The organism is Luteimonas terricola (assembly GCF_004352845.1).
GTDB lineage: Bacteria > Pseudomonadota > Gammaproteobacteria > Xanthomonadales > Xanthomonadaceae > Luteimonas > Luteimonas terricola.
Map to the genome: position 1 here is coordinate 1 of NZ_SJRX01000001.1, position 26533 is coordinate 26533.

Here is a 26533-nt window from a genome sequence, read left to right on the forward strand (position 1 = left end):
GGGCTTCGCGGCTCATGTCCCCCGGCATCCGCCTGGCGGCGGATGCCTCCTCCTTTACTTCCCCGCGAAGCCCTCCCGGCCACGACGGGGCCCTCCAGGTCACGGCAAGGCGTAGCGAAAGAAGCAGACACTCCTCGTCGAAAAACCCCGCGGGATGCGGGGTTGTTCAATTTCAGCGCGGGGAAGTCCCCAACCGTCCTTCGGTCAGAACTCGGTCGAGATGCTGAACGAGTAGGACACGCCCGGGTCGTAGCGCAGGACGTGGATCTTCTGGCCGCCGCCGCCCTCGATGTACTCGTCGTACCCGGTGTCGAGGATGTTGCGCGCCGCGAAGCCCAGGGTCACCGGCGTATCGCCGAAGCGCATGGTCTTGTTCAATACCAGGTCCAGCGTCAGGCCCGGCTCTTCCATGAGGTCCTGCCGCAGGTTGTTGCCGCGGGCCGAGATGCGCTCGCTGACGTAGTTGGCGATCAGCGTGGCCTGGAGGTCCTTTTCGGTGTTCTCGATGCCGAACTGCAGGTTGGCGATGTGCTCCGACTGGCCCTGCATGTCGCTGCCGTCCAGGATCAGGCTGCGTGCGGGCTGCAGGTGGCCCGTGCCGCCGTCTAGGGCCACCGTGTCGCTCGCGTCCGCGTTCACCTCGGACTGCGACCAGGTGTAGTTGGTGGCCAGGTAGAGGCGGCTGCCGTCCCACCAGTCCGCGGCGATGCCCACGTCGAAGTACTTCTTGAACTCGAACTCGGCGCCGTAGACCGTGGCCTCGGGTGCGTTGACGAAGGTCTGCCAGAGGGTGTCGCCACCGCCGGTGAACATGATCGCTTCGATCGGGCTGTCGATCTGCTTGTAGAACAGGCCGGCGGTGAAGTACTCGCCCGAGCCGAAGAACCACTCGTAGCGGGCGTCGAGGTTGGTCAGCTCGCTGTCGATCAGGTAGGGATTGCCGTACATCTGGCGATCCTTGTCGGGGTCGGTGTACAGCTGCGGCGACAGCTCGCGGAACTGCGGACGGGCGATGGTCTGCGAGGCGCCGAAGCGGATCTGCCGGTTCTCTGCGATGTTCCAGGTCAGGGTCAGCGCGGGCAGGAAGTAGTCGTTCTCCAGCGGCGCCACGCTGCTGGCCACGCGGTTGCCGGTATAGATGTCGTACGGGTGCACCGCCTGGGTGGCGTCCTCGTAGCGGACGCCGAGGGTGCCGCGCAGGTTGGGGGTGATCTCGCCTTCGACCTGCGCGTAGGTGCCGAGGACCTTGAGCGTGGCGTCGTAGGCAGCCTGGCCGCCGGTGCCCGTGGTCTCCTCGAGCCTCAGCCAGCCCTGGCTCAGGTTGTAGTCGGAGAACAGGTAGTCGGGGCGCTGGTAGGGGAAGTAGAAGGGCATCTCGGCGCCGCCCCCCGGGCCGTCGCCCGCGAAGTACCTGAACTCGCGCGACCAGGCATTGCGGTCGTTGTCCATGTACGAGGCGCCGGCGGAAAGCGTGACGTCGCGCTGGACCGGAAGGCGCCAGGTCAGGTCGACGCCGCCGCTGGCGACCTCGTCCACGACCTCGCTGAAGCGGGTGTAGTTCTCCTGGTTCCGGACCGAGTAGGCCCAGTAGCCGTCACCCTCGTCGCGGAAGCCGATCTGCTTCTCGTAGGGCACGTCGCGGGTCGCGCGGGCCCAGGCGGCGCGCCATCGTCGCGGAAGCCGATCTGCTTCTCGTAGGGCACGTCGCGGGTCGCGCGGGCCCAGGCGGCGCGCCACTCGACCTTGAGGTCGTCGTACTCGCCAAAGGAGTGTTCGCCGCTGACCTGGTTGTTGATCATTTCGCGCTCGAACCAGCGGGTGTCGTCTTCGCGGACGCGATAGCCGCTGATGTTGTCCATGCCGGCGCGGCTGCGGGCTTCCTTGAGGGTGTCGTGCACGTACAGGGTCGTCAGGTCGATCCTGTTGCGCCCCCATTCGTAGCCGGCGCCGAGCAGGGCGTTGACGCGGGCGTTGTTGCGGGTGGTGAGGAACTCGTAGTCCTTGCCGTAGGACAGGGTTTCCAGGTTGTCGCCGAGGAACACGCCCTGTTCCTGGTCGCCGAACGTGGTGCGCCACTTGTTGTCGAAGCCGGCCGCGGCGATGAAGCCGATGCGCGCGTCATCGCCCATCTCGGCGGAATAGCCGGCGCTGAAGCCGAAGTTGACGTCCGGATCGATGTCGTCCTTTTCCTGCAGGACATTGACGCTGGCGTTCTCGAGGCTGCGGCCGATCACCGCGAGCTCTTCATTGCTGAAGTTGTTGCGGTCGACCCGCTTGCCGGTGTCCATGGCATCGCGGAGCGCGCGCGGAATCTTGCGGGTGCCGTCGTCGTAGCCCCACCAGTCGTCGTCACCGCCGCCATAGTAGGTCAGGCCCTTCTCGCCGGTGGTGCCGTCATTGAAGCCGCCGCCCACGCTGATCTTGAAGAAGGGTTCTTCGGGGATGCTCAGCGACTGCAGGTCGATCACGCCGCCGCCGAACTCGCCGGGATACCTGGCCGAATAGGTCTTCTGCACGGTCATGCTCTGCAGGGCTTCGGCGGGGAACAGGTCCAGGGGCACGACGCGCTGCATCGGCTCCGGGCTGGGAAGGGGCGAGCCGTTGAGCAGCGCCGAGGAGTAGCGCTCGCCGAGGCCGCGAACGTAGACGTACTTGTCGCCGACGATGCTCACGCCGGACACGCGCTGCAGGGCAGCGGCCGCGTCGGAGTCGCCGGTGCGCTCGAAGTCCTCGCGGGTGACGAACGAGGCGACCTCGGCGGTCTGCAGCATCGGCTCGGGAATGTATTCGCCGCGCACTTCGACCGTATCGAGCGTCGCCGCCTGGTCGGCGGGCGCCTGCTGCGCGGTGGCCGTGGCGGCCGACTGCGCAATCGTGGCCTGCACGATCGTGGCCTGGGGCGGTACCGCGGCCTGGCCGCCGGGGCTTTCAGGCTGCTGGGCCCATGCGCCCTGGCATGCGATGAGGGTGGTGATCGCGACGAACAGGCCGCTGCGTGACGGAGTGCGCTTCATATTGGGACCTTGGGCTAGCGGATACGGGCCGGGGCGTAATGGGGCGGGGGCGGCCAAGCTGGCCGCCCCCTGTTGGAGTGTCGAGCCCGGATCAGCAGGAACTGTCGGCGGTGAGGCCGCAGGTCCAGCCCTGCCACCAGGTGTCGCTCGCGTCCTTCACGCCGCCGATGTAGTCGACCTGGCGGAAGAAGTCGTGCTTGCCGGGCAGGTCCGCAGCGGCTGGGACGGCGCTCTCGTTGGCACCGTTGACGAACACACTGGTCAGGGTCGAGTTGCCCGCGACCGTGTTGACGCCGGCAGCGAAGGCCGCTTCGGCATCGGCATTGTTGAAGTTGTTCGGGCAGCCGAAGAAGACCGATTCGAGGGTGGCGGCGCTGCCGCGCTCGGGGACGTGCTCGATGCTCAGGCAGGTCTCGCCCTTGCCCGTGCCGCCGGCCTTGCGGGTGACCACGGTGTTGTAGATCTCGGCGCGGGCACCCAGGTTGACGGTGAAGCCCGAGCCGTTGCCGCTGCTGCCGCCGGCGCGACCGACATAGGTGAAGTTGGCGACGTGGGGGTTCGAGTACTGCTCGGGCGACAGCGGGATGGGATTGCTGCTGTTGGTGCCGGACCACTCGTTCATGTTGTCGCCGGTGCTGTCGCGCTGGACCGCGATGCCGAACTGCACCCCGCCGTTCCAGCCGGAGTCGATGTCGAGGCTGTCGTCGCTGGCTCCGGTGATCACGATGTAGCGGGCGTTGACCGTGCCGCCAAAGATCTCGATGCCGTCGTCCGAGCTGTTGTGGACGTGGATGTACTCGACGGTGGTGCCGTTGCCGACGCCGCCCATGGTCAGGCCCTGGAGCTCGTTGCCGCCCGAGAAGGCGAAGCCGGAGTACCTGATCTGCATGTACTGCACGGTGCCCGAGTTGTCGGTTGCCGAGTTGCCGCCGTACATGCCGAGGTCACCGCCCTCGATCCTGGTTTCGCACTGCGCGGTGCCCGGCGTGAAGTCGCCGATGCAGGTGTTGACCGGCGCGCGGCCGGCCAGCACGAGGCCGCCCCACCTGCCGTCGGTTTCAGGGCCGGCGCCGCCTTCGATGTCGATCTTGGCGGTCATGATGATCGGCTCCTCGGCGGTGCCCAGGGCGTAGATCTTCGAGCCGCGGTTGACGATCAGCGCGTCGGGGCCGGCGGAGGCGTAGATGGTCACGCCTTCCTCGATGTTGAGGATGCCTTCGCGGGCACCCGTCCTCGGGGCGGCAGGGTCACCGCCCATGTCTTCGCCGACGTGGACCGCGCCATTGATGGCGTAGACCGTGCCGGCAAGCTTCGGGACGGTGAGCTCGCCGATGATGCGCTCCGGCAGTTCGCAGGCGCGGAGGTCGGCGATGATGCCGATGTTCTGGAAACCGGTCGGGCAGGACTCGGCGGGGCCAGCCGTCGGCGGCGGCTCGCTCGGCGGCGGCGGCGGCGGAGGCGGAGGCGGAGCGGCCGGCGGAGGCGGGAACGCACCCTCGCCAGGCGAGGCAACGCGGTCGGAACCGCCGCCGCAGGCGCTCAGCGCGAGCACCGCGCCGAAAGTCATGAGAAGGGCCTTGGAACTGTGGCGCATGGACATCGGTAGGTCTCCGGGAGGAAAGGACTGCGGACGCAGCGGTGGAACCGCGGCCGGTGCGCGCCTGGCAAGGCGGCGTCCGCTGCGTTCCGGATGAATCGGGGATGAAGGCTAGAGGTCGTTCGTGACAGCTTTCTTGCAGTTGTGGTCGGCATCGCCAACGCCGGTCACATGCGACATTCCGATGACGGTTGCATGTCGCTGTCATGTCGCTGTCATGTGCTGCTGGCCTGCTTTGTGCCGTCAGGAGCTGGATGGGGCGGGAGCGGATGGACAGGCCGGAAATCGATGCGGCGTTGATGCAGTGGTTGCTGGAGCGTGTGCAGTCGGGTGCGTCGCCGGAGGATGTGGTCGCGGCGATGGTCGGGCGCGGCTGGAAGGAGGGCGACGCGGTCGCTGCCCTCGAATCCGCGATGCGCGAGCACCTCGAGGCCCACGCCCGCGACAACGACCTGCCGCCGCCCGAGCGCGTGCCCGCGCCGCTGGCGTTGAACGGACCTTCGGTGATCGAGGCTGGTGACCGCCGGGTAACCGTGCTCGCCAACCTGCTGCACCCCCGGGTGGTGGTCTTCGGCAGCGTGCTGTCGGACGCGGAGTGCGACGCCCTGGTGGCGATGGGGCGCGAGCGGCTGCGGCCGTCGTCGGTCATGAACATGGACACCGGCTCGGACGAGGTGCAGTCGGGGCGCACCAGCGACGGCATGTTTTTTCGCCGCGGCGAGAACGCGCTCTGTGACCGGGTCGAGCGCCGCCTGGCTGCCCTGGTCGACTGGCCGCTGGAAAACGGCGAGGGCCTGCAGCTGCTGCGCTACGGCCCCGGCGCCGAGTACAAGCCGCACTACGATTATTTCGACCCTGCGCGGGTGGGCGCGAGCGGGACCCTGGCGCGCGGCGGCCAACGGGTGGCGTCGATCGTGATGTACCTCAACACGCCGGCGCACGGGGGTGCCACGACGTTTCCCGATGCGCGGTTCGAAGTTGCGGCGGTCAAGGGCAATGCGGCCTTCTTCACCTACGACCGCCCGCACCCGATGACGGGCAGCCTGCACGGCGGCGCACCGGTGATCGAAGGGGAAAAGTGGGTCGCGACCAAATGGCTGCGGGTCGGTCGCTACGATTGAGCTGCCGCTGGTCGGCAGCCTGCTACCGCTGATCAGCAATAGCGGTGTTTGTCATAGAGCTGTAACCCACGGCTGGGCGCCGCGTAGTGAGATCGGTCCATCACTCACTGACAGGCGCCAGCGCGCGGGAGCACCATCATGCAGCGGATCGCGATTCCCTTTCTTCTTTCCCTGGCACTGCCGTTCGCGGCGCAGGCCTCGGGTACGCCGGCGCCGTCCACGCAGCAGGTCTACACCTTCACCGTGGAACTTGGCGCCGATGGCCGGATCGCCGGCATCGCACCCCACGGCATCGCGCCCGGCAACAGCGGCGACGCGCTGGCCGCGGAGATCCGCAACTGGGTGTTCAACCCCGGCGAGGGCGCTGGCGACACGGCCACCACCTTCCTGCGCGTGGTGGTGGACGAAGCCGCCGGCGGCGGCTACGACGTGGTCTCGGCCACCACCGGCCCGGCACTCGCGGCGATGACCCCGCCCGAGTACCCGATGCGCGACCAGTTGGCGGGCAACGAAGGCATGGTGGTGCTGCGGCTCGAGGTCGGCGCCGACGGCGCGGTGCGGGCATCCGACGTGCATGTCGCCACCGGTACGGTCTCGCGCGCGATGGCGGCGGCCGCGGCGGACGCGTCACGCCAGTGGCGCTTCTCGCCGGAGCACGTCGCCGGCAAGGCGGTGCCGTCGACCCTGTTGTGGCCGGTGTGCTACCTCGGCCCGGCGTCGAACACCTCGGCCTGCAGCTGGACCGGCCCCGACGCGCTGCGATTCTCCAGCAAGACCGTGTTGCCGCTGGATCCCAAGGTCACCGTGTCCTACACCGCGGCGCGCTGAGCGCGCTGCATCGCGGCCCGCCGCATCAGGCGGCGGGCCCGGTACCCGGGGGCGGCCGATCGAGGGGTGTGTCGGGCGGCGCCTTGTCGGGCCAGGTGCACAGGTCGCGGATCACGCACGGCCCGCACTCCGGCCGCCGCGCCTTGCAGACGTAGCGGCCGTGCAGGATCAGCCAGTGGTGGGCGTCGTGCAGGTACTCCGCCGGCACCCGTTTGAGCAGTCGGTCTTCCACCGCGCGCACGTTCTTGCCCTGCGCCAGGCCGGTGCGGTTGGAGACGCGGAAGATGTGCGTGTCCACGGCCATGGTCGGTTCGCCGAAGGCGGTGTTGAGCACCACGTTGGCGGTCTTGCGTCCGACGCCGGGCAGCGCCTCGAGTTCAGCGCGCGTGCGCGGCACCTCGCCGCCGTGGCGTTCGAGCAGCAAGGTCGCCATCGCCGCTACGTTGGCGGCCTTGGCGTTGTACAGGCCGATGGTGCTGATGTAGCGCTTGAGGCCGTCCTCGCCCAGGGCGGCGATCGCGGCGGGCGTATTGGCCACCGGGAACAGGCGCCGCGTGGCCTTGTTGACGCCGACGTCGGTGGCTTGCGCGGACAGCGTCACCGCCACCAGCAGTTCATAGGGCGTCGAGTATTCAAGCTCGGTGGTTGGCTTCGGGTCGAGTTCCGACAGGCGCGCGAACATCTCGCGCACGTGTGCGTTGGGCATCACCCGGCCGCGGCGTTCGCGCGCGGCGCTCATGAGCGCGGCCCAGACGTGCGCGCCCTTGCGCGGGCCAGCGCGGCGGCGGCGGCGGGAGGCAGGGAGGGGCGATGCGGGATGGCCGGAGCAGTGGTGCCCGCGGCCAACCCGTCATCGGCAGCGGCCGGAGCGGGTGGAAGCGATCGCGCGCGCCTGCGCTCCTCGGCGATGCGCTCCAGGCGTTTTGCACGCGCGCGGTAGCGATCGCGCGCGGCCCAGGCCGCGAGCAGGCGGTCGCGCGCCGCGACCAGCAGGTCGTTGGTCGTGTCGTCCAGCCCCGGCAGCGCCACGAAGCCGGCGAGCCCGGCCCCGATCGCCGCATCGATGTCGTCGGCGCGCAGCAGCGCAAGGATGCGAAGCGACTGTGCCGCGTCGGGCGCAGCCGGGGCAGGACCGGCGTTGAAGCCGGGACCGGTCTCGGGACGGTCGGCCACCATGCCGTGGCTCAACGGTTGTCGAACGCCGGCTTGCGGCGCTCGAGGAAGGCGGTCATGCCCTCGCGTGCATCCGCGGTGGAGAACGCAAGGCCGAACTGCGCGCTTTCGTATTCGAGGCCGTCGTCGATGGCGCACTCGCCGCCGACGTGGATGGCATCGAGGATCCCGCGCATCGCCAGCGGCGCGTTGGCGGCGAGCTTCGTGGCCAGGGCCATGGTCTCGGCGTCCAGCCCGTCGGCAGGCACCACGCGATTGACCAGGCCGAGCTCGAGCGCGCGCGCGGCATCCACCGGCGCGCCGGTCAATGTCAGCTCCAGCGCGAAGGCGCGGCCGACCAGGCGCAGCAGGCGCTGGCTGCCGCCGAAGCCGGGCAGCAGGCCAAGGGTGACCTCGGGCAGGCCGAGCTTCGCGGTGTCGGCGGCGATGCGCAGGTGGCAGCACATCGCCAGTTCCAGGCCGCCGCCCAGGGCGAAGCCGTTGATCATCGCCACCACCGGCTTGGGCATGCGCTCCATGCGCCGCATCAGGCGCTGGCCGACCAGCGAGAAATCACGCGCCTGGACCGCGCTCAGCCCGGACATCTCGGCGATGTCGGCACCGGCGACGAAGGCCTTGCCGCCGCTGCCGGTGAGGACCAGCGCACGCACCGCCTCGTCGGCCGCGGCGGCGTCGAAGGCGGCGTGCAGCGCTTCGAGCGTGGCCCTGTTGAGCGCATTCAGCTTGTCTGGACGGTTGATGGTGAGAACGCGGACGGCACCGTGGTCGGTCGTGAGAATGAGTTGGGACATGGGATTTCCGTGGTCGGGCCCGGTGCGGGAACTTCCGGCGCCGGGCAGGGTCGGATGCTGCGGTGTCAGTGGCGGTTAAGCGCTGGGGCCAGTATCCTAGCGTGTCCAGACGGGGCGGCCAGACCGCCCCGCCGCGTCTTGGACCCACCCAATCTGCAATTCCGGAGAGTCCCACGAATGAAGTTGCGCCTGCTCGCCGCCGCCCTCGCGGCCACCACCCTGGTCGCCGGTACGGCCGCCGCCCAGGACATCACTTCCGAGAAAGGGAAGCTCAGCTATGCGATCGGTTACAACACCGGCGCAGAGCTCGCGGAGCTGACCGAGCGCGGTGAAGCCGTCGACGTCAACACCGTGGTCAAGGCACTGCAGGACGCCTATGGCAAGAAGGATCCCGCGGTCCCCGTTGACGACCTGCGCACGGCCGTCGAGAACATGCAGAAGCGCCAGCAGGCCAAGATGGAGGCGGAGTTCAAGCGCATCTCCGACGCCAACAAGACGGCCAGCGACAGCTTCCTTGCGCAGAACCGCGCCAAGACGGGCGTGAAGGCCCTGCCCAGCGGCGTGCAGTACCGCGTGATCGAAGTCGGCAACGGTGCCAAGCCCACCCAGGCCAGCGATGTCGCGCTGAGCTACAAGGGCTCGCTCCCCGATGGCACCGTGCTGATCGACACCAACCAGGTGCCGCAGGGCCAGACTCCCGGCCCGATCGAACTGAAGGTCAGCCAGGTTCCGCTCGAAGGCCTGCGCGAAGCGCTGCTGCAGATGCCGGCCGGCTCGCGTTGGGAAGTGGTGCTGCCGGGCGACAAGGCCTATGGCACCGACATCCGCGCCGGCCGCATGGCCAACCAGGCCGTGGTGTTCGACGTCAAGCTGGTCAGCGTCAAGTGACCGCGGGGCGCCGCCGGCGCCCCTTGCACCAGTGCGCGGCCACCGCCGCGCACGCCAATGCACCAAGGACGCGCCGGCCCCGTGCCGGCGCGTTCGCGTTTCGAGACCCCGCAATCCGGTGGATACGATGAGCACCGATTTCCGCGCCGTGCAGACTCCCTGCATCGGCGTGTGCACGATCAACGACGACGGCCTCTGCGACGGCTGCCTGCGCACCGGTGACGAGATCGCCGGCTGGCTGGCGATGGAAGATGCCCAGCGTGAACAGCTGATGGACCTGGTGCTTCCCGCCCGCGAGGCGCGTCGCGCCTGATGTCCCCCGGGCCCGCCGATGCCGCGCTGCAGGCCGCGCTGGAGCCGCTCAACGCGGTGCCCGCGGGTCCGGCCTGGAACCTGGACGAACTGCGCGACCTGCTGCCCCAGCGCGTCGCGCTGGCCGATGCCGCGGTGCTGGTGCCGCTGGTCGGCGATCGCGAGACCCGCGTCATCCTGACCCGACGCGACGATGGCCTGCGCCACCACGGCGGGCAGGTGAGCTTTCCCGGCGGGCGCGTGGACCCGGGCGATGCCGGCCCGCTGGCTGCGGCCCTGCGCGAGGCGGAAGAGGAGATCGGCCTGCGGTCCTGCGATGCGCACGTGCTCGGCTACCTCGACCCGCTGGCGACGGTCACGGGTTTCCAGGTGCTGCCCGTGGTCGCGCGGGTACCGACGGGTTTCGTGCCGCGGCCGCGGCCCGGCGAAGTGGCCGAGGTCTTCAGCCTGCCGCTGCGCTGGCTGATGGCGCCGGAGAACCTGGAGCGGATCGCGATCCATTACCGTGGCCGCGATCGCGAGGTGTTCGAGTACCGTCGCCACGAGGCCGCGCCCGGGCAGCGCGTGTGGGGCGCCACCGCATCGATCCTGTACAACCTGCGCCAGCGCCTGCTGGCCGCCGGAGGCCTGCCGTGAACAGATCGCCCGACTGGACCACCCTGGTATCGCCCTCCGATCTCGCGGCGCGCCTGGGCGACCCTTTGCTGGTGGTGCTCGATGCGCGCTTCTCGCTCGCGGACCCGGCTGCCGGCGAAGCGGCCTGGCGCGGTGGCCATGTGCCCGGTGCGCACTACGTGCATCTCGACCGCGACCTCTCCGGTGCGCACCTGCCCGGCGGCGGACGCCACCCATGGCCAGGGGCGGCGGATTTCGGCCGCATGCTGGCGGCGCGTGGCATCACCCCGGCGCACCAGGTGGTGGCTTACGACGCGGCCGACGGCGCCTTCGCCGCACGCGCCTGGTGCCTGTTGCGGCTGGCCGGGCACGCGCGGGTGGCTGTGCTTGACGGCGGTTTCGAGGCCTGGAGCGCGCAGGGCTTGCCCGTGGACAGGGACGTATCGGAGGCGCAGCGGGCCGCGCCGTATCCGGTGGCCTACGACCGCTCGCGGCTGTACGACGGCGCCCGCGTCGAGATGCACCTGGCCGGCGGCGGCCTGCTGCTGGATGCCCGCGGCGGCGAGCGCTTCCGCGGCGAAGTCGAACCGATCGATGCGCGCGCAGGGCATGTGCCCGGCGCGGTCTCGCGCCCGTACGCATCCAACATCGCCGACGGCCGCTTCAAGTCGCGCGCAGCGCTGGCGGAAGAGTTCGCCGACCTGCTCGGTCCCCGTGCGCCGGCCGATGTGGTCGCGATGTGCGGCTCCGGCGTCACGGCCTGCCACCACCTGCTCGCGATGGCGCATGCAGGTCTGGACGGCGCCGGACTCTACACCGGTTCGTGGAGCGGCTGGATCGAGGACCCGGCGCGCCCGGTGGCCACCGGCGACCGCTGAGTCCCCGGAGGACGCGGCATTACTTGCCCAGCCGCGCCACCAGGGCGCGCAGGCCCGCCTGGGTATCGGGATCGTTCCACGCGTTCACGAAAGTGTCGATGTCGATGTGCTCCGGTGCCAGCGCCGCGTGCAGATCGGCACGCGCGATCGCGCGCGTGCGCAGCACGGGCTCCCGCGGCAGCGCCAGCAGCCCCTCGAGCCAGGTGACCGCGTGCGCGACCACGTCGGCGTGCGGCGCGAGTGCGTCGACCAGGCCGATCTCGAGTGCGCGCGCGCTCTCCACCAGTTCGCCACCTACCAGCAGGCGCTCGGCGCGGTGGATGCCGACCGTGCGCCGCATCAGGTGCTGGATGCCGTCAGGCGCGACCAGGCCGACCTGGGTCTCGTTGAGGCCGATGCGGAACGGCCCTTCGGCCATCACCCGGTAGTCGCAGCACAGTGCGAGCACGCAGCCGCCGGCGGGCGAATGGCCGGTGATTGCTGCCGCCACGGGCACCTTCGATGCCGCCAGTGCGCGCGCGGCGGAAAAGAAGTCCGTCCACGCCGCGCCGAGTTCCTCGCGCGAGCGCAGCGACAGCAGGTGCGGCACGTCGAGCCCGGCGGAGAAGGCCTTCTCGCCGCCCGACAGCACGATGCCCCGTGCGCCCGCCGCGATGGCCGCCGGCACCGCCGCTGCAAGCGCCTTGCAGAGCTCCGGGTTGAGCGCGTTGACAGGCGCGCGTGCGAGCCTGAGCTCGGTGATCGCGCCGTGGCCGATGGTGTCGATGAGTGCAGTCATGCGTCGTCGCGTCCGCGTCGGAGTGGACGGGTATCATAGGTGCATGGGCATTCTCCTTCGCATCCTCCTTCCTGCCGCGCTGCTGTGTGCAGCGACCGCGGGCGCTTCCGCTTCGGATGCGACGGCCGCCGTCGATGCCGATGTCGCCTGCGTGCCGCGCGTGGTCGACGGCTGGCTGCGTTCGCCGCCGATGCCGATGCCGATGATGGCGGGCTTCGCCCGCATCGAAAACCGGTGCGCGGCCGACACCATCGTCATCGGCGCGCGCAGTGACGCGTTCGCCAGCGTCGAGCTGCATGAGACGCAGGTGGTGGACGGCGTCAGCCGGATGCGCGAGGTCGCCGAGCTGCCGGTGGCCGCCGGTGGCGAGGTGGTGCTGCGCCCGGGCGGCCTGCACCTGATGCTGATGCGGCCGGTATCGCCGCTGGCGACGGGCGATGTCGCGCGCGTCGAGTTCACCCTGGCGGACGGCCGCAGCGTCGGCACGGACTTCGAGGTGCGCGCCGCCGACGCGCGCTGAGGGCTCCAGGCAGGGCCGCGAGCGGCGGCCAGGGGCGCGATTCTCAAGAATGAAACATCAGCGCAGTGCGCCTCCAGGGCGGGCTGTGCCACGCCCTGGGCGGATCCGGCGTACCTGTCCGCGGGATCCCGCCCGAAGGCGACGGACCGCATGTTTCAGCGATGCAACATTTTCGCAGCCGGCGATGCGGATGAATACGACATCGCCGCCAGCAGCAGGGATGGCGGCGAAAAAAACGCCGCGTGATCAATCACATGCGCGTGTCCCCGCGGTCTGGCATCAAACCTGCATTAGACAGGGTCGCACCGGCGTGCGGCACCTCCCCCTTTGTGCGCTGGCGCGACATCCCCCTAGGAGAACGACAATGCGCATCCACAAGAGCATGTTGGCCGCAGCGGTGCTGCTCGGCATCGGCCTGTCCGCCCAGGCATGGGCACAGGACCAGACCGAAGCCGGACCGGGCGACAACAACGCCAGCAATAGCGAAGACAACAGCAGCGGCGACAGCCGCGACAACGCCGGCATCGCGGCGGGCATCGGCCTGTCCAACGCATCGGCGAACAACGGCAGCAGTGCCAGCACGAGCATCGCGAGCTCGTTCAACACCTCCACGGCGGTCGCCGAGACCAACCTCCTGGGTGCGGTCACCGGCAACAGCGTGCTGGTGCTGGGAAACGTCGCGCTCAACGGCGGCAGCGCGGATGGCGGTGATGGTGGTGCCGGCATGGGTGGTCTTGCCCTGGCCGGCGGTGGCGACGGTGGCGACGGTGGCGACGGCGGCGATGCCGCTGCGATCAGCGCGCGCGACGGTGATGCCGCTGCGGCGGGCCTCGCAGGCGCGCTGGGCGCTGCCGGCTCGGACTCCGGCGATTCCATCGCCACCATCGGGGACAGTGCCTCGGGCGACAGCAGCGCGACAGCTGACGCCAGCGCCACGGGTGGCGACACCACCGCCGACAACTCCGGCAGCAGCGGCGACGCGATGGCCACGGCCGGCACCGGCGGCGATGGCGGAGACGGCTCGGGCGGCAGCGCGACCGGCGGCGACGGGATGGGCGGAGCGGGTGGCGCGGGTGGCTCCAGCTGGGCCCATGGTGGCGTCTTCGATATGTCCAACTCGATGGACGGTTCGGCGAACGCAGCCGCGGGCATCATGGTGCTCGCGCAGAACAGCGGCGCGTCCTCGCTGATCCAGCAGGGCGTGACCGTGCAGGCCAATCTGAACCTCGGCACCAGCGGTCCGTAATCCGGGCACGGGCGCGCATCGCGGGTGCATGCCCGCGGTGCGTCGCCTGATCCTGTCAAGGAGGGCGCCATGCCTGCCATCGCGATTCCTGTCCTCGCCAGCGCGCTCGCGCTGGCATCGCCGTCCGCCGAGCCGGGGCCTGTCGAAGGCTTCGGGCAGGCGGTGTCCGTCCCGGCCCTGGAGGCCCTGCGCGGCGGCGAATCCACGATCATCACCGTGGTCGACGTCGACAACCAGGGCCAGGTTGACGGCAACACCGCCGTCGGGACCGTCGGCGGCCCGAACACCGTCACCGGCGGCGCCTTCGGCAACGCCGCGGGCATCAACACCGTGATCCAGAACAGCGGTGCCAACGTCCTGATCCAGAACGGCACCGCGGTCAACGTGCAGTTCGGCGGGCCCGGTCCGTGATCCGCGCCGGCGCCGCACTCGGGACCTGCCTGGCAGCCGCCTGCATCGTGGGGCTGGCGACGGTTCCAGACGTGGCGCTGGCAGGCCGGGCCGACGTGCGCGTGCCCTACGGCGGCAGCTATTCGCTCCCCGTGACCAGCCTCAAGGCCGCGCGTTACCGCACCACGATCCCGCAGCAGTACGACTACAGCTGCGGCTCGGCGGCGGTGGCCACGCTGCTGACCTTCCAGTACGGGCAGGCGGTCAGCGAGGCGGACGTGTTCCGGCACATGTACCAGCATGGGGACCAGGCCCGGATCCGCCGCGAGGGCTTCTCGCTGCTGGACATGCGTGCGTACCTGCAGGTGCAGGGCTATGTGGCCGACGGCTTCGAAGTGCCGCTCGACCGCCTGCTCGACGAAGGCCTGCCCGCGATCGTCCTGCTCAACGACCGCGGCTACCGGCACTTCGTCGTAGTGAAGGGCATGCGCCACGGACGCGTGCTCATCGGCGACCCGGCGCGCGGGACGCGGCTGCTGCCACGGCGCGAATTCGATCGGCTGTGGGACAACCGGGTGCTGTTCGTCGTCCATAACCGCCGCGCACTCGCGGCCTTCAACCATCCGCGCGATTGGCGCCTGGCGCCGCTGGCGCCCCTGGCCACCGCGGTCCAGCGGCAGGGGCTGCAGGACGTGGTCATGCGCCGTCGCGGTCCCGGGGACATCTGAGATGAAGACTCCATTCGCAAGCCGGATCGGTTGGCAGGCCCTGGTCACCGCGCTGCTGGCGCTGGCGGCCGTGGGCTGGCCCTCCCACGGCAGGGCCTCCGAAACCAGGCTGCCGGAAGGATGGGCGCCGCTGGATGCGGCCAGGCTCGATGCGATGCGCGGCGGGTTCGCATTGCCTTCGGGACTCGTGGTCTCGTTCGGCTTCGAGCGGATGGCCTGGGTCGACGGCGAACTGGTCGCATCGCTGCGCATCGACATCCCCGACATCGCGCGGATCACGCCCGTGCAGGCGCGCGAACTCGAGCAACTGCGCCAGGTGCAGGTCGTACAGGTGGGACCCGGCAATGCCTTCGATGCCGCCGGCAGCGCCGGCGCCGGCCTGGTACTCCAGAACACCCTCGACGGCGTGCACATCCGCGTGTCCACCAGCATCGATGCGGCGAGCAACACGCTGGGCCTGCTGCAGGCGATCAACTTCAGCGACGCCTTGGGCCATGCGGGCCTGATCGCGACCGGGACGCCATGATGCGCGCAGGGGGATGCCGGGCGATCGCACTGCTCGCCGCGGCCCTGGCGATGCCGCTGCCAGCGTGGCCGCAGGCGGTCGCTCCACCTGGCGCACCGCCGGCGGACAACGAAGGCCGCATCAGCGCCCTCGAGGCGCGCCTGGACGCACAGGCGCGGGAGATCGAAGCGCTGCGCACCTACCTCCGGGGTCGACAGGCGGACTGGGACCAGGATGCCGATGGCGTCGACGCGTGGCGCCTCGATGCGCTGCGCGCGCGCGGCGGGGTCGCGGGCGCGCTGCCCGCCGCCGTCCCGGCCGCGACCGCGGTGGCCGTGGCCCAACAAACAGGCGAACCGGTGCCGGTGGGGCAGGCACCGGAGGAGTCGACGCGGCCTCCGGAGGTGGCGCAGATCTTCGACCAGCCCGGCGTGCTGACGCCGCGCGGCGCGCTGATCCTGGAGCCCTCGCTGCAGACCGGCTATTACTCCAACGACCGCGTGGCGCTGATCGGCTACACCGTGATCCCGGCGATCCTGATCGGCCTGATCGACATCCGCCAGGTCAAGACGACCAGCGTGACCGCGGCGCTGGCCGCGCGCTACGGCGTCGGCAACCGGCTCGAGCTTGAGCTCAAGGTGCCCTATATGTACATCCGCGGCGACACCGTGAGCCGCGAGATCTTCACCGGGTCGGCGCAGGACAGCGTCTTCAGCGCCGACGGCAGCGGCCTGGGCGACCTCGAGCTGACCGCGCGCTACCAGCTGCCGAACAAGGGCGCGGACCGGCCGTTCTACGTGCTCTGGCTGCGCTACAAGACGCGCACGGGCAAGGACCTGTTCGAAGTCACCACCGACTGCGTCACGCGCTGCGTCGCCAACGCCACCGGCACCGGGCTGCCCCTGGAGCTGCCCACCGGCAGCGGCTTCGCCTCGCTGCAGCCGGGCGTGACCTGGATGTACGCGTCCGACCCGGTGGTGTTCTTCGGCAGCCTGAGCTATCTGCACAACTTCGCCCGCGAGGACGTTTCGCGCACCACGCTCAGCGGTGCACCCGAGGGCTTCCCGCAGACCACCACCGAGTTCCTGGGCGAAATCGATGCGGGCGACATCTTCGGCTTCAACCTGGGCGTCGGCCTCGCCCTGAACGACCGGGCAGCGATCAGCATCGGCTACGACCACAGCATGGTCCAGCGCTCGCGGCAGAACGGCAGCGACCTGCCGGGTTCGGTGCGCGTGGTGCTGGGCACGCTGATGCTTGGCGGCACCTACCGCATCAGCGATCGCACGAGCGTCAACATCGCGCTGGGCGCGGGCATGACCCGCGATACCCCGGACGTCACCCTGGTGGCGCGGCTGCCGATCCGCTTCTGAGCCCCTGCGCCCTGTTCAGCCGGAGGGATGTCCGCTTGCTCCGCGACCCCGCGTTGGAAGGGGTGGACACGGGACGGGAGGCCATCTGCAGGGGGCGGGTGCAGCGCAGACGAATGCCTGGATGCAACGGTGTGCGCGATTTCATTCACTGGGTGGTGGCCGGGGACCGCACGGCCGCGACCCTGCCATCGAGCCTTGGCGAGCGGGGCTGGCGGGCCTGTGTGGTCTCCAGCGCGGAGGCGGTTCCGGACCTCTCCGCCGATGGCGGTGGCCATTGCTGCGCCGGGCTGGTGGACCTCCGGGGCTGCCATGGGCCTGCGCCGGCGTCGCTGCAGCACATCCGTGACGTGCTTGGCAGCGGGCGGGCGTGGGTCGCGGGACTGTCGCCCGGGCAGGTCCGCCTGGATGTCGTGCGCAAGCTGGTCCGCGACCATTGCCACGACTACGTCGTGCTGCCCTGCGAGGATGGCCTGCTGGCCACGGTGCTCGGACACGCACACGGCATGGCGCGACTGGGCGGGCGCGACGACGTCCTTGCTGCGCCGGCGCCCTCGCTGGACGGAATGATCGGCGACAGCGCAGCGATGCAGCTCCTGTACCGGCACCTGCGGCGCGTGGCCCTGACCGGAGCGCCGGTCTGCATTGGCGGTGAGACCGGCACCGGCAAGGAGCTGGCGGCCGCGGCGATCCATCGCCACTCGGCGCGCCGGGACGGAGCGCTCGTGGTGATCAACTGCGGCGCGATCCCCGACAGCCTCCTGCAGTCGGAGCTGTTCGGCTTCGAGCGCGGGGCCTTCACCGGCGCGATCCAGCGCAAGCGCGGCCGCTTCGAGCATGCCGACGGCGGCACCCTGTTCCTCGACGAGATTGGCGACCTGCCGCTGGAATCGCAGGCGTCGCTGCTGCGATTCCTCGAGCAGGGCACGATCCAGCGCCTGGGCGGGCACGAGGACATCGCGGTGGATGCGCGCATCATCTGCGCGACGCACGTCGACCTGGGGGAGGCGGTGGAGCGGGGGCGCTTCCGCGATGATCTCTACCACCGGCTGCGGGTAATCGAGCTGCACATGCCGCCGCTGCGCGAGCGCGATGGCGACATCGCGCTGCTGGCGGCCTGGGCATTGGCACGGCACGTGGGCGAGGGCGGCAGCCACGTGCGCGGATTCACCCTCGATGCCCTGCGCGCGATGCACGACCACCCCTGGCCGGGGAACATACGCGAGCTGGTCAACCGCGTGCGCCAGGCGGTGGTGATGGCCGAGGGTCCCCGCATCACCGCGCGCGACCTGCGCCTGGCGGACGCTCCCGTCGCGATGCAGACCCTGGGCGAAGCGAGGTCGGAGGGCGAGCGCGTGGCCATCGAGCGCGCCCTGGCCCGCAACGGACGCCGCCTGCAGGCGGCGGCGCGTGACCTCGGCATCTCCCGGGTCACGCTGTACCGGCTGATGAATCGCCACGGCCTGCGCGGCCAGGCCGACGGGACCGGCACGGGTTGAACCCGGGTGGGGCTCAGGCGCCGGCGATCCTCCGCACCGCGTCGGGCAGGGCGGTCGGGCGGCCGCTGCCGCGGTCGATCCAGACCATGACCACGTGGCCATCGGCATGCAGGACCGTACCGTCGGCGCTGGTGATGCGGTGGCCGAGGGTCACGCTGCTGGTGCCGACGCGGTCGGCGGTGAGCTCGACCACGATCGCACCGGGGTAGGGAATCGGATGCCGGTAGTTCATCTGCACCGCTGCCAGCAGCGGAGCGATCGCTTCGGTCACCCAGTCCTCGCCCAGCGATTCGAACCAGCGGATCCGCGCCTCCTCCAGGTAGGTCATGAAGTTGGAGTTGTTGACGTGGTTGAAGGCGTCGAGGTCGCGCCAGCGCAGTTCGATGGGCAGGCTGTGGAGCAGCTTGCCGTGCTCGGCGGGTTCGCGGTTCATGAGGAGATGTCCCTGGCCTTGCGGCGGCGGGTGGGGGTACCGGTCTTGCCGCGGGAACGGGGCCGCGGGGCCTCGGCCACCGGTGCGGCCGAGGTGCGCCCCGCGTGCTCTTCGAGCAGCCTGGCGAGGAAGCGCCCGGTGTGCGACTGCGGCATCGCGGCCACCTCTTCGGGCGTGCCCTGGGCGATGATCTCGCCGCCGCGGTGGCCGCCGTCGGGACCCAGGTCGATCACCCGGTCCGCGGTCTTGATGACGTCGAGGTTGTGTTCGATCACCACCACCGTGTTGCCGTCGTCGCGCAGCTTGTGCAGCACGCCCAGCAAGTGGTCGATGTCGTGGAAGTGCAGGCCGGTGGTGGGTTCGTCGAGGATGTACAGGGTGCGGCCGGTGTCGCGTCGCGACAGCTCCTTCGACAGCTTCACGCGCTGCGCCTCGCCGCCGGAGAGCGTGGTCGCCGACTGCCCCAGGCGGATGTAGCCCAGGCCGACGTCGGCCAGCGTCTCGAGCTTGCGCGCGAGCGCCGGCACGGCGTGGAACAGGTCAAGCGCGTCCTCGACCGTCATGTCCAGCACCTCGTGGACGTTCAGGCCCTTGTAGCGGATCTCCAGCGTCTCGCGGTTGTAGCGCTTGCCGCCGCAGACGTCGCAGGGCACGTAGATGTCGGGCAGGAAATGCATCTCGACCTTGATCAGGCCGTCGCCCTGGCAGGCCTCGCAGCGGCCGCCGCGGACATTGAAGCTGAAGCGGCCCGGGCCGTAGCCGCGCGCGCGCGACTCGGGCACCTGTGCGAACAACTCGCGCAGCGGGGTGAACAGGCCAGTATAGGTCGCCGGGTTGGAGCGCGGCGTGCGCCCGATCGGTGACTGGTCGATGTCGACCACCTTGTCGAACAGGTCCAGGCCCTCGACCGAACGGAACGGCGCCGGCTTGTGCGAGGCGCCGTTGATCTCGTTGGCGGCCAGCGCGTACAGGGTGTCGTTGATCAGCGTCGACTTGCCCGAGCCGGAGACGCCGGTGACCACGGTGAACAGCCCGTTGGGGATGACCAGGTCGACGTCCTTGAGGTTGTTGCCGCTGGCGCCCAGCAGGCGCAACTCCAGCTTCGGGTTCGGCGCGTGGCGGGTGGCCGGGATCTCGATGCGGCGCTGGCCGGAGAGGTATTGCCCGGTCAGCGAGCGCGGCGCGGCGAGGATGTCCTCGTAGCGGCCCTCGGCCACCACCTCGCCGCCGTGCACGCCGGCACCGGGGCCGATGTCGATGATGTGGTCGGCCAGTCGGATCGCGTCCTCGTCGTGTTCCACCACGATCACGGTGTTGCCCAGGTCGCGCAGGCGGGTCAGCGTGCCCAGCAGGCGTTCGTTGTCGCGCTGGTGCAGGCCGATCGAGGGTTCGTCGAGCACATACATCACGCCGACAAGACCGGCGCCGATCTGGCTGGCCAGGCGGATGCGCTGGGCCTCGCCGCCGGACAGCGAGTCCGCCTTGCGTTCGAGCGTGAGGTAGTCGAGGCCGACGTCGACCAGGAAGCCCAGGCGCTCGCGGATTTCCTTGACGATGCGCTCGGCCACTTCGCCGCGCCAGCCGGGGAGCTCGAGTTCGCTGAAGAACTGCAGCGCCTCGCCGATCGGCAGCACCACGATCGAGGGCATCGCGCGCTCGGCCACGAACACGTTGCGCGCCGAGCGGTTCAGGCGCGCGCCGCCGCAGTCGGGGCAGGGCTGTTCGCTGATGTACTTGGCCAGTTCCTCGCGCACCGCCGCGGACTCGGTCTCCCGGTAGCGGCGCTCGAGGTTGGGCACGATGCCTTCGAAGCGGTGCCGGCGCTTGCTGCGCACGCCGCTCTCGGTCACGTAGGTGAAGGCGATCTCGTCGTCGCCGCTGCCGTACAGCACGGCCTGGCGCACGTCGTCGGCCAGCTCCTGCCAACGGGTGTCGACGTCGAAGCCGTAGTGGCGCGCCAGCGACGCGATGAGCTGGAAGTAGTAATGGTTGCGGCGGTCCCAGCCACGCACCGCGCCCGCGGCCAGCGACAGCTCGGGATGGACCACCACCCGCGTCGGGTCGAAGAACTGGCTGACGCCCAGGCCGTCACAGGTCGGGCAGGCGCCCGCCGGGGCGTTGAACGAGAACAGGCGTGGCTCGAGCTCCGGCAGCGCGTAATCGCAGACCGGGCAGCTGTAGCGCGAAGAGAAGAGCAGCGGTTCGGTCGCGTCGTCGTCCAGCGCCCGCACCTCGGCCATGCCGTCGCCGAGCTTGAGCGCGGTCTCGAAGGATTCCGCCAGGCGCTGCTGCATGTCCTCGCGCACGCGGAAGCGGTCGATCACCGCTTCGATGGTGTGCTTCTGGCGCAGCGCCAGCGGCGGCACGGCGTCGATCTCGTGCACTTCGCCGTCCACGCGCACGCGCACATAGCCCTGCGCGCGCAGCTGCTCGAACACCTGGGCATGCTCGCCCTTGCGCTCGCGCACCACCGGCGCCAGCAGCATCCAGCGCCGCTCGGCGTTCGCGGGATCGTTGGCGAGCGCCATCACCTGGTCGACCATCTGGCTGACGGTCTGCGCCTCGAGCGGGTAGTGGTGGTCCGGGCAGCGCGGCTGGCCGACGCGGGCGTAGAGCAGGCGCAGGTAGTCGTAGATCTCGGTGATCGTGCCCACGGTGGAGCGCGGGTTGTGCGAGGTCGACTTCTGCTCGATCGCGATCGCCGGGGACAGGCCCTCGATCTGGTCGACGTCGGGCTTGTCCATCACGCTCAGGAACTGCCGCGCGTACGCCGACAGCGATTCGACATAGCGACGCTGGCCTTCGGCGTAGATCGTGTCGAAGGCGAGCGAGGACTTGCCGGAGCCCGACAGGCCGGTGACCACGATCAGGCGGTCGCGCGGCAGGTCGAGGCTGATGTTCTTGAGGTTGTGGGTGCGGGCTCCGCGGATGCGGATGAGGTCCAGCGCCATCGGGGTGGGGATCCGGAAAGGGGGAGGGCGGGCGATCGACCAGCCTACCGAGACCCATGGATGGGGGCAATCGGCCGGATTTCCAGAAGGCGGGGGATGAAAAGTGGTTCATCTCCCATCTTCGGGAAAACGGTTCCGACGAGGAGCGTCTGCTTCCTTCGCCATGCGTCGCCGTGAGCTGGAGGGCCCCGCCGTGGGCGGGGGGGGGGGGGGGGCTCTGGCCCCCGCGCCCCCGCGTGGGGGGGGGGCCCCCCGCAGTGCCGCCCCCGCCCCGCCCTCCCGGCCACGACGGGGCTCGGCTTCGGCTGGAGTACGCACGATCCCCGGCTTTTGCTTCCGGGCCACAGCGTACTGCTCCGCACCGGGTGCCAAGGCCCTTGAGAGCGAAGTCAAGGAGGAGGCGATGGCCGCAAGGCCAGCGCCGGGGGACATGAGCACTCAAGGGCCTTGGCATCCGGCGCCCGCGCTGTATCTATAGGCGCGCCAGTCCCTCAGTCGGGAGAAGAGCCTGAAAAAAAGGGTCCGGCGAGCCGGGCCCCTCGTAACGCACCTTGCATCCTGGATCAGCGGCGTGCCTGCTCGGCCAGCGCAAACCGCAGGTCCGTAGCGGTGGTCGTGGCGTCGTCGGGCCCTGCAGCCGCTCTGGCCTCGGTCGCCCCGGCGTTGCATGGCGCGATGTGGGTCGTTTCTGCCCGGAATCGCCGCTGTTGACCCTAAGTCAATGAATCCCCTACAATTCCGCTCCTGTCCGCCCTCGATGGCAGGCAGGCGACCACAATAACTACAGAGGAAGCTTGGTCATGTACGCAGTCCTGGTAACGGGCGGCAAGCAGTATCGTGTGATGCAGGGCGAAACGCTCCGCGTCGAGCTGCTTGACGTCGAGGCCGGCAAGGAGATCACGTTCGACGACGTGCTCATGCTCGGCGACTCCGACGGCATCAAGGTTGGCGACGCGCTCAAGGGCGCCACCGTCACCGCCACCGTCAAGGCCCACGGCCGCGCCGACAAGGTGCGCATCGTGAAGTTCCGCCGCCGCAAGCACCATCGCAAGCAGATGGGCCACCGGCAGCACTACACCGAAATCGAGATCACCGGCATTGCCGGTGGCGACAAGAAGTAAGGAGCAGCAGCCATGGCACATAAAAAGGGCGTAGGTTCCTCGCGCAACGGCCGCGACTCCAACCCGAAGTACCTCGGCGTGAAGATCTATGGTGGCCAGGCGATCGACGCCGGCAACATCATCGTCCGCCAGCGCGGCACCCAGTTCCACCCGGGTTCGGGCGTCGGCCTCGGCCGCGACCACACCCTGTTCGCGCTGATCGACGGCAAGGTCGAGTTCACGACCAAGGGTCCGAAGAAGCGTCGCACCGTGAACGTGGTCGCCGAGGCCTGAGCCCCGCGCCACGTTCCACGAAGGGCCCCGCTCCGGCGGGGCTTTTCTTTGCCGGGGGATCGATTCCGGTACCCGCTACACTGCCCGGGCTCCCGGCCCCGGAGTCCCGGATCAGATCCGGCACCCGGTCCCGGACCGCTCCAGACCGCTCCAGACTCCAGGCCAGCAGCCAATGAAACTCGTAGATGAAGCCGAAATCACCGTCATCGCCGGCAACGGCGGCAACGGCTGCGTGGGCTTCCGGCGCGAGAAGTACATCCCGCTCGGCGGCCCCGACGGCGGCGACGGCGGCAACGGCGGCGATGTCTGGCTGCAAGCCACCCGCAACCTCAACACCCTGGTGGATTTCCGACACCAGAGGATGTTCCGCGCCCGGCGCGGCGAGGACGGCATGGGCCAGCAGCGCTATGGCAAGGGCGGCGATGACACGGTGATCATGGTGCCGGTGGGCACCCAGGTGCTGAACATCGACACCGACGAGGTGATCGGCGACCTGGTGGGCGACGGCGACCGCCTGCTGGTGGCGCGCGGCGGCCAGGGCGGCCTGGGCAACATGCACTTCAAGACCTCGGTCAACCGGGCCCCGCGCAGGGCCACGCCGGGCAGTGAGGGCGAGGAGCGCACGCTGCGCCTGGAGCTGAAGCTGCTGGCCGACGTCGGCCTGCTGGGCTTTCCCAACGCCGGCAAGTCGACGCTCATCCGTGCGGTCTCCGCCGCCACGCCGAAGGTGGCGGACTATCCCTTCACCACGCTGTATCCGAACCTGGGCGTGGTCAGCGTGGAGCCGGCGCGCAGCTTCGTGATCGCCGACATTCCCGGCCTGATCGAGGGCGCCGCCGACGGTGCCGGCCTGGGCGCGCTGTTCCTGCGCCACATCCAGCGCACGCACCTGCTGCTGCACCTGGTGGAGGTCGAGCCGCTGGACGGCTCCGACGCTGGCGACCAGGTGCGCGCGATCGAGCACGAACTGGAAAAGTTCGACGCCGGCCTGCTGGACAAGCCGCGCTGGCTGCTGTTCAACAAGGCCGACCTGCTGCCCCCCGAAGACGCCCGCGCCCACGCCGAACGCGTGGTCGCCGAACTGGGCTGGACCGCCCCCTGGTTCGTCGTCTCCGGCCTCGCCAGTGACGGCACCCGCGAAGTCATGCTCCGCGTCCAGGCCTTCCTCGACGAACAGGCCCGCGACGCAGCCGATGCCGCTGACGCCTGAGGCGGGCGGGATGGAAAGAGCAAGAGCGTTCTTTTGCCACGGATTTGCGCGGATTGCGCGGATCTGGGTGCGGCCAGTCGGAACACTACGCGCTGCCCCTGCTTTTTCTTCAGATGGGGAGCCTATGGCTACAGGCTTGCCTCAGCCTGATCCGCGCAATCCGCGCAAATCCGTGGCCAAGAACGCTTTTCTCAACACCCACGCGAAAAGCCCGGCCAGGGCCGGGCTTTCGGGTGACGCGGTGCGACTCGCCTCAGGCGGCGGTGGCGAGCGCCTTGATGCGCGCGATCAGGCGGCTCTTGTGGCGGGCGGCCTTGTTCCTGTGGATCAGGCCGCGGGCGCTGAAACGGTCGAGCAGCGGCTGCGCGGAGGTGAAGGCCTCCTGGGCGCCGGCGGCGTCGTTGGAATCGAGCGCCTTGAGCACCTTCTTGACGGCGGTGCGCAGCTGCGAACGCTGGCTGTTGTTGCGCAGGTTGCGCACGACAGCCTGCTTGGCGCGCTTCTTGGAAGACTTGATGTTGGCCACGGTGGGATCCTGGGAGCGGGTGTAAAGACGGAATTCGGGTCGAGCGAGCCGGAAAGTATGGGGGAATCAGGAGTTTGGGTCAAGAATCGCCCCGGCGCGGAGCGGGCGTCGTGAGCGGGCCCTCCAAAAGCGGGCTGCTGCGCTCCACCGCGGTCTTCAGCTCGATGACCCTGCTGTCGCGGATCGCCGGCTTCCTGCGCGATGCCCTGCAGTCGCGCGTGTTCGGGGTCTCGGTGGCGATGGACGCCTTCGTCATCGCCTACCGGATCCCGAACTACCTGCGCCGGATCTTCGCCGAGGGTTCGGTGCAGATGGCCTTCGTGCCGGTGTTCAACGAACTGCGCGAGCGCGGCGACGAGCGCGCGCTGAAGGAGTTCCTCGATGCCATGGCCGGGGCGCTGCTGGCGGTGGTGCTGGTGTTCGCCGCGGTGGGAATGCTGGCCGCGCCGCTGCTGGCGCGGATGTTCGCCCCCGGGGCCATCGACGAGCCCGAGAAGCTGGCGCTGATCGCCGACATGTTGCGCATCACCTTTCCCTACCTGGTGGCCATCTCGCTGATGGCGCTGGTGGCCTCGGTGCTCAACAGCTTCGGCCGCTTCGCGCTGCCGGCGGTGACGCCGGTGCTGCACAACCTGGTGATGATCGTCGCCATCGTCTGGGTGTCGCGCTGGTTCGCCGAGCCGGTCGAGGCCCTGGCCTGGGGCGTGCTGGTGGCCGGCGTGCTGCAGCTGGCGGTGCTGTGGCCGGCGCTGGGGCGGCTGGGCCTGCGGCCGCGCTTCAAGCCCGGCTTCAACCATCCCGACGTGCGCCGGGTGGTCAGGCTGATGGTGCCGACCCTGTTCTCGTCCTCCGTGGCGCAGCTCAACCTGCTGGTGGGCACGGTGTTCGCGTCGATGCTGGTCACCGGCAGCCAGACCTGGCTGTACCTGTCCGACCGCCTGGTCGAGTTCCCGCTGGGCCTGTTCGGCGTGGCCATCGGCACGGTCATCCTCCCGCACCTGTCGCGCCGGCACGCCGCTGCGGACAGCGAGGGCTATGGCGCGACGCTGGACTGGGCGCTGCGCATGGCGCTGCTGGCCGGCGTGCCGGCCGCGATCGGGCTGCTGCTGCTGGCCGAGCCGCTGACTGCCGTGGTCTACCAGGGCGGACGCTTCACGCCGCACGACACGCGCATGGCCTCGATCAGCCTGGCGGCGATGAGCGTGGGCATCCCGGCCTTCATGCTGACCAAGGTGCTGGCGCCGGCCTTCTACGCCCGCCAGGACACGAAGACGCCGATGCGCGCGGCGATCATCACCGTGGTCGCCAACGTGGTGATGACCATCGCTTTCACCACGCCGCTGTGGCTGTGGGACGTGCCGGGCGCGCACGGCGGCATCGCCCTGGCCACCGGGCTGGCGGGGATCGTCAACGCGTGGCTGCTGTGGCGCTACCTCAAGCGTGCCGGGTTGATGCGGACACAGCCGGGCTGGGGCCGCTTCTGGCTGCGCCTGCTCGTCGCCTGCGCGGTGATGGCGGCGGCGGTGCTGGCGCTGCGGGGCTGGATCGGCGACTGGACGGCGATGGAGAGCCTGCTGTGGCGGGCGGCCTTGCTGCTGCTGGTCGTGGCGGCCGGCGCGCTCGCCTACGGCACCGCGCTGCTGGCCCTGGGCCTGCGGCCGCGGGACCTGCGCCACTGAGCGCGCGCCAGCGGCCCGGGTCGCGGCACGCCGTTATACTTGCCGGCCGACCCTGTACGGGCGCGCTGCCGCCGGCGGCGTCATACC

The 26533-nt window shown here is 70.0% G+C and carries 25 protein-coding genes and 1 pseudogene; 16 read left to right on the plus strand and 10 right to left on the minus strand.

From position 1 onward, the window contains the following. Positions 1–204: 204 nt before the first annotated feature. The 3 genes from E2169_RS14595 to E2169_RS00010 all read right to left on the minus strand — a co-directional run bounded on the left by E2169_RS14595 (position 205) and on the right by E2169_RS00010 (position 4614). A complete protein-coding gene (locus tag E2169_RS14595; RefSeq protein ID WP_425480533.1) occupies positions 205–1617 on the minus strand; it encodes a TonB-dependent receptor domain-containing protein in 1413 nt (470 codons plus the stop codon). Beyond that, positions 1503–3014, minus strand: a complete 1512-nt coding sequence (locus E2169_RS14600; protein ID WP_425480529.1) for a TonB-dependent receptor plug domain-containing protein — start codon at positions 3012–3014, stop codon at positions 1503–1505. Before E2169_RS14600 ends, E2169_RS14595 begins: the two co-directional genes overlap by 115 nt. Positions 3015–3105: 91 nt before the next feature. Continuing rightward, positions 3106–4614 carry a hypothetical protein gene (locus E2169_RS00010; RefSeq protein WP_132984588.1) on the minus strand — a complete coding sequence of 503 codons (1509 nt, stop codon included), beginning with the start codon at positions 4612–4614 and terminating at the stop codon, positions 3106–3108. A gap of 266 nt (positions 4615–4880) precedes the next feature. On the opposite strand from E2169_RS00010, the gene E2169_RS00015 reads away from it, so the two are divergent. Beyond that, a complete protein-coding gene (locus E2169_RS00015) occupies positions 4881–5732 on the plus strand; it encodes a 2OG-Fe(II) oxygenase (protein WP_132984589.1) in 852 nt (283 codons plus the stop codon). A 138-nt stretch (positions 5733–5870) separates the two neighbouring features. After that, on the plus strand, positions 5871–6560 hold the full coding sequence (locus E2169_RS00020) for a TonB family protein (protein ID WP_132984590.1): 690 nt from the start codon (positions 5871–5873) through the stop codon (positions 6558–6560). 25 nt (positions 6561–6585) lie between these two features. Here E2169_RS00020 and nth read toward each other — a convergent pair whose 3' ends face one another. From nth to E2169_RS00035, 3 genes are read right to left on the minus strand one after another with little or no spacing between them, the layout of a single operon-like run. Continuing rightward, positions 6586–7299 carry an endonuclease III gene (nth, locus tag E2169_RS00025; RefSeq protein WP_132984591.1) on the minus strand — a complete coding sequence of 238 codons (714 nt, stop codon included), beginning with the start codon at positions 7297–7299 and terminating at the stop codon, positions 6586–6588. Continuing rightward, a complete protein-coding gene (locus E2169_RS00030) occupies positions 7296–7736 on the minus strand; it encodes a hypothetical protein (RefSeq protein WP_229659151.1) in 441 nt (146 codons plus the stop codon). Before E2169_RS00030 ends, nth begins: the two co-directional genes overlap by 4 nt. A gap of 8 nt (positions 7737–7744) precedes the next feature. Beyond that, positions 7745–8524 (minus strand): enoyl-CoA hydratase-related protein, encoded by a 780-nt coding sequence (locus tag E2169_RS00035; RefSeq protein ID WP_132984592.1) that lies wholly within the window; start codon positions 8522–8524, stop codon positions 7745–7747. Between the two features lie 177 nt (positions 8525–8701). Between E2169_RS00035 and E2169_RS00040 the strand changes: the two genes are divergently transcribed. From E2169_RS00040 to E2169_RS00050, 3 genes and pseudogenes are all read left to right on the plus strand, one after another. Continuing rightward, positions 8702–9412 (plus strand): FKBP-type peptidyl-prolyl cis-trans isomerase N-terminal domain-containing protein, encoded by a 711-nt coding sequence (locus E2169_RS00040; RefSeq protein ID WP_132984593.1) that lies wholly within the window; start codon positions 8702–8704, stop codon positions 9410–9412. A gap of 127 nt (positions 9413–9539) precedes the next feature. Further along, a pseudogene (locus tag E2169_RS00045) lies at positions 9540–10360 on the plus strand (CoA pyrophosphatase). Next, positions 10357–11217: a sulfurtransferase gene (locus E2169_RS00050; RefSeq protein ID WP_132984594.1), complete on the plus strand. Its 861-nt coding sequence runs from the start codon at positions 10357–10359 to the stop codon at positions 11215–11217. Before E2169_RS00045 ends, E2169_RS00050 begins: the two are co-directional and overlap by 4 nt. 19 nt (positions 11218–11236) lie before the next feature. Here the strand turns inward: E2169_RS00050 and E2169_RS00055 are convergent, their stop codons facing one another. After that, positions 11237–11995, minus strand: coding sequence for an enoyl-CoA hydratase/isomerase family protein (locus E2169_RS00055; RefSeq protein ID WP_132984595.1), 759 nt, complete (start codon positions 11993–11995; stop codon positions 11237–11239). A 43-nt stretch (positions 11996–12038) separates the two neighbouring features. Here E2169_RS00055 and E2169_RS00060 point away from each other — a divergent pair, with 43 nt between their 5' ends. The 7 genes from E2169_RS00060 to E2169_RS00090 all read left to right on the plus strand — a co-directional run bounded on the left by E2169_RS00060 (position 12039) and on the right by E2169_RS00090 (position 18253). Further along, positions 12039–12515, plus strand: coding sequence for a copper chaperone PCu(A)C (locus tag E2169_RS00060; RefSeq protein ID WP_132984596.1), 477 nt, complete (start codon positions 12039–12041; stop codon positions 12513–12515). A gap of 364 nt (positions 12516–12879) precedes the next feature. Continuing rightward, positions 12880–13761 (plus strand): hypothetical protein, encoded by an 882-nt coding sequence (locus tag E2169_RS00065; RefSeq protein ID WP_207918332.1) that lies wholly within the window; start codon positions 12880–12882, stop codon positions 13759–13761. A gap of 69 nt (positions 13762–13830) precedes the next feature. Beyond that, positions 13831–14172 (plus strand): hypothetical protein, encoded by a 342-nt coding sequence (locus tag E2169_RS00070; RefSeq protein ID WP_132984597.1) that lies wholly within the window; start codon positions 13831–13833, stop codon positions 14170–14172. Continuing rightward, complete coding sequence (locus E2169_RS00075) at positions 14169–14879, plus strand: C39 family peptidase (protein ID WP_229659150.1); 711 nt, start codon at positions 14169–14171, stop codon at positions 14877–14879. The genes E2169_RS00070 and E2169_RS00075 overlap by 4 nt, the downstream gene beginning before the upstream one ends. Before the next feature lies 1 nt (position 14880). After that, positions 14881–15405 carry a hypothetical protein gene (locus E2169_RS00080; protein ID WP_132984598.1) on the plus strand — a complete coding sequence of 175 codons (525 nt, stop codon included), beginning with the start codon at positions 14881–14883 and terminating at the stop codon, positions 15403–15405. Continuing rightward, positions 15405–16757 carry an acetate kinase gene (locus E2169_RS00085; protein ID WP_207918333.1) on the plus strand — a complete coding sequence of 451 codons (1353 nt, stop codon included), beginning with the start codon at positions 15405–15407 and terminating at the stop codon, positions 16755–16757. The genes E2169_RS00080 and E2169_RS00085 overlap by 1 nt, the downstream gene beginning before the upstream one ends. A 131-nt stretch (positions 16758–16888) precedes the next feature. Next, positions 16889–18253 carry a sigma-54 dependent transcriptional regulator gene (locus E2169_RS00090; protein WP_207918334.1) on the plus strand — a complete coding sequence of 455 codons (1365 nt, stop codon included), beginning with the start codon at positions 16889–16891 and terminating at the stop codon, positions 18251–18253. A gap of 13 nt (positions 18254–18266) precedes the next feature. Here E2169_RS00090 and E2169_RS00095 read toward each other — a convergent pair whose 3' ends face one another. Together E2169_RS00095 and uvrA are read right to left on the minus strand one after the other, a co-directional pair. Further along, complete coding sequence (locus E2169_RS00095) at positions 18267–18686, minus strand: acyl-CoA thioesterase (protein WP_132984600.1); 420 nt, start codon at positions 18684–18686, stop codon at positions 18267–18269. After that, positions 18683–21637 carry an excinuclease ABC subunit UvrA gene (gene uvrA, locus E2169_RS00100; RefSeq protein ID WP_132984601.1) on the minus strand — a complete coding sequence of 985 codons (2955 nt, stop codon included), beginning with the start codon at positions 21635–21637 and terminating at the stop codon, positions 18683–18685. The genes E2169_RS00095 and uvrA overlap by 4 nt, the downstream gene beginning before the upstream one ends. An 800-nt stretch (positions 21638–22437) precedes the next feature. Between uvrA and rplU the strand changes: the two genes are divergently transcribed. From rplU to cgtA, 3 genes are all read left to right on the plus strand, one after another. Next, positions 22438–22758 carry a 50S ribosomal protein L21 gene (rplU, locus tag E2169_RS00105; RefSeq protein ID WP_132984602.1) on the plus strand — a complete coding sequence of 107 codons (321 nt, stop codon included), beginning with the start codon at positions 22438–22440 and terminating at the stop codon, positions 22756–22758. Positions 22759–22770: 12 nt separating this feature from the next. Continuing rightward, positions 22771–23031, plus strand: a complete 261-nt coding sequence (gene rpmA, locus E2169_RS00110) for a 50S ribosomal protein L27 (RefSeq protein ID WP_132984603.1) — start codon at positions 22771–22773, stop codon at positions 23029–23031. Between the two features lie 172 nt (positions 23032–23203). Continuing rightward, positions 23204–24241 (plus strand): Obg family GTPase CgtA, encoded by a 1038-nt coding sequence (cgtA, locus tag E2169_RS00115; RefSeq protein ID WP_132984604.1) that lies wholly within the window; start codon positions 23204–23206, stop codon positions 24239–24241. Positions 24242–24494: 253 nt separating this feature from the next. Here cgtA and rpsT read toward each other — a convergent pair whose 3' ends face one another. Then, the gene (gene rpsT / locus E2169_RS00120) at positions 24495–24767 is read right to left on the minus strand and encodes a 30S ribosomal protein S20 (protein ID WP_132984605.1); all 273 of its coding nucleotides are present in this window, start codon (positions 24765–24767) and stop codon (positions 24495–24497) included. Positions 24768–24877: 110 nt separating this feature from the next. Between rpsT and murJ the strand changes: the two genes are divergently transcribed. Continuing rightward, on the plus strand, positions 24878–26446 hold the full coding sequence (murJ, locus tag E2169_RS00125; protein ID WP_268236935.1) for a murein biosynthesis integral membrane protein MurJ: 1569 nt from the start codon (positions 24878–24880) through the stop codon (positions 26444–26446). The last annotated feature ends 87 nt before the right edge of the window (positions 26447–26533 follow it).

Coding starts and splice junctions, on each gene's coding strand:
- uvrA (WP_132984601.1), bottom strand. CDS start 21,637: ATGGCGCTGGACCTCATCCGCATCCGCGGAGCCCGCACCCACAACCTC.
- E2169_RS00030 (WP_229659151.1), bottom strand. CDS start 7,736: ATGGTGGCCGACCGTCCCGAGACCGGTCCCGGCTTCAACGCCGGTCCT.
- E2169_RS00070 (WP_132984597.1), top strand. CDS start 13,831: ATGCCTGCCATCGCGATTCCTGTCCTCGCCAGCGCGCTCGCGCTGGCA.
- E2169_RS00060 (WP_132984596.1), top strand. CDS start 12,039: ATGGGCATTCTCCTTCGCATCCTCCTTCCTGCCGCGCTGCTGTGTGCA.
- E2169_RS00020 (WP_132984590.1), top strand. CDS start 5,871: ATGCAGCGGATCGCGATTCCCTTTCTTCTTTCCCTGGCACTGCCGTTC.
- nth (WP_132984591.1), bottom strand. CDS start 7,299: ATGAGCGCCGCGCGCGAACGCCGCGGCCGGGTGATGCCCAACGCACAC.
- E2169_RS00095 (WP_132984600.1), bottom strand. CDS start 18,686: ATGAACCGCGAACCCGCCGAGCACGGCAAGCTGCTCCACAGCCTGCCC.
- E2169_RS00085 (WP_207918333.1), top strand. CDS start 15,405: ATGCGCGCAGGGGGATGCCGGGCGATCGCACTGCTCGCCGCGGCCCTG.
- rpmA (WP_132984603.1), top strand. CDS start 22,771: ATGGCACATAAAAAGGGCGTAGGTTCCTCGCGCAACGGCCGCGACTCC.
- E2169_RS00015 (WP_132984589.1), top strand. CDS start 4,881: ATGGACAGGCCGGAAATCGATGCGGCGTTGATGCAGTGGTTGCTGGAG.
- E2169_RS00065 (WP_207918332.1), top strand. CDS start 12,880: ATGCGCATCCACAAGAGCATGTTGGCCGCAGCGGTGCTGCTCGGCATC.
- E2169_RS00040 (WP_132984593.1), top strand. CDS start 8,702: ATGAAGTTGCGCCTGCTCGCCGCCGCCCTCGCGGCCACCACCCTGGTC.
- E2169_RS00055 (WP_132984595.1), bottom strand. CDS start 11,995: ATGACTGCACTCATCGACACCATCGGCCACGGCGCGATCACCGAGCTC.
- E2169_RS14600 (WP_425480529.1), bottom strand. CDS start 3,014: ATGAAGCGCACTCCGTCACGCAGCGGCCTGTTCGTCGCGATCACCACC.
- rplU (WP_132984602.1), top strand. CDS start 22,438: ATGTACGCAGTCCTGGTAACGGGCGGCAAGCAGTATCGTGTGATGCAG.
- E2169_RS00080 (WP_132984598.1), top strand. CDS start 14,881: ATGAAGACTCCATTCGCAAGCCGGATCGGTTGGCAGGCCCTGGTCACC.
- E2169_RS00010 (WP_132984588.1), bottom strand. CDS start 4,614: ATGTCCATGCGCCACAGTTCCAAGGCCCTTCTCATGACTTTCGGCGCG.
- E2169_RS00035 (WP_132984592.1), bottom strand. CDS start 8,524: ATGTCCCAACTCATTCTCACGACCGACCACGGTGCCGTCCGCGTTCTC.
- cgtA (WP_132984604.1), top strand. CDS start 23,204: ATGAAACTCGTAGATGAAGCCGAAATCACCGTCATCGCCGGCAACGGC.